Origin of the sequence: Faecalicatena contorta, assembly GCF_021531995.1 — a bacterium.
Classification (GTDB): domain Bacteria; phylum Bacillota; class Clostridia; order Lachnospirales; family Lachnospiraceae; genus Dorea_A; species Dorea_A contorta_A.
This window is the reverse complement of the sequence record NZ_JAFBIZ010000259.1, coordinates 1-1,034: the sequence shown is the minus strand read 5'-3', so window position 1 is coordinate 1,034 and position 1,034 is coordinate 1. Positions and strand designations below refer to the sequence as shown.

Genomic DNA, 1,034 nt, shown 5'->3' with positions numbered 1-1,034 from the left:
CATATAGACTTTTTATGTATTATTGTGTAGACTCTCCCATCGAGTGGACTGTGCAGGTGAGCCGGAAGGCATTGCGGATTCCCTCAAAGCAAATATGTTGGAAACATTGGAGTATTTTATGTTTCTGGCAAGAAAGGAGAAAAAATTGGCAACTACATTATGAAAAAAACTGATGGAAGAGAAGTGTTTTCCGTCAGTTTTTTGCACTTATAGATCGTTGATAACCGCAAGAATATGGGATTTTTTGTCGGGATCTAAAGTTTTTAATTTGTTGATTGCGCCTATTAATTCGATATCCAGTTCTTTGTCATTTGAAAAAAATTCTTCCGGTGTTATCTCAAAATAATCACAAATATAGAAAAAAACGGTCATAGACGGAAGCATTTTATGGCTTTCAATACGATTAATATACGATTCGCTTTGTCCGAGAGTCAGGCTCACATCACGTACTTTATCCATGCCTTCGATAATGAACATCTGAACATTTCCCAGGCCATATTTAGAACTGTCTATTAACCGACTGCTCCCTGTCATTATTCGATGGTGATCATCTTAGGCTGCTCTTCTGGCTTCTTAACTTCTTTTGGAAACTTCAGGCAGAGAACCCCGTCTTTGAAAGCTGCTTTGATGTCTTCCTGTGATAATTCCTCTCCAACATAAAAACTGCGGTTGCAGGTTCCGGTATAACGCTCTTTGTGGATGCATTTACCTCTTGCTTCTTTCTCTTCCTTTGTCTCGTTCTTATGAGCAGTGATTGTAAGATATCCATCTTTCAGATCAGCTTTGATCTCTTCTTTTGCATATCCCGGCAGTTCCATCTCAATGATGTAATCGCCCTCTTTTTCATGAATGTCAGTTTTCATCACCTGGACGGAAGTGTTGTCATAACGGCGGGTGTAGAATGGGTCATCGAACATCTCATCAAATAAATTATTAAATCCTCTGTTTGTAAGTAACATAATGCATTCCTCCTTCAAATGTATCTGAATGTTTTAGTTGTTTTATTTGCTATAGTTATTATATAACACATATTA

General features: G+C 37.6%; 2 protein-coding genes. Both read right to left on the bottom strand.

Annotated features, from left to right (window positions below; genetic code table 11):
* Positions 1–207 precede the first annotated feature (207 nt).
* Positions 208–477 carry a helix-turn-helix domain-containing protein gene (locus JQM82_RS15800; protein WP_235251373.1) on the bottom strand — a complete coding sequence of 90 codons (270 nt, stop codon included), beginning with the start codon at positions 475–477 and terminating at the stop codon, positions 208–210.
* A 56-nt stretch (positions 478–533) separates the two neighbouring features.
* Positions 534–959, bottom strand: a complete 426-nt coding sequence (locus tag JQM82_RS15795) for an Hsp20/alpha crystallin family protein (RefSeq protein WP_235251372.1) — start codon at positions 957–959, stop codon at positions 534–536.
* Between the last annotated feature and the right edge of the window lie 75 nt (positions 960–1,034).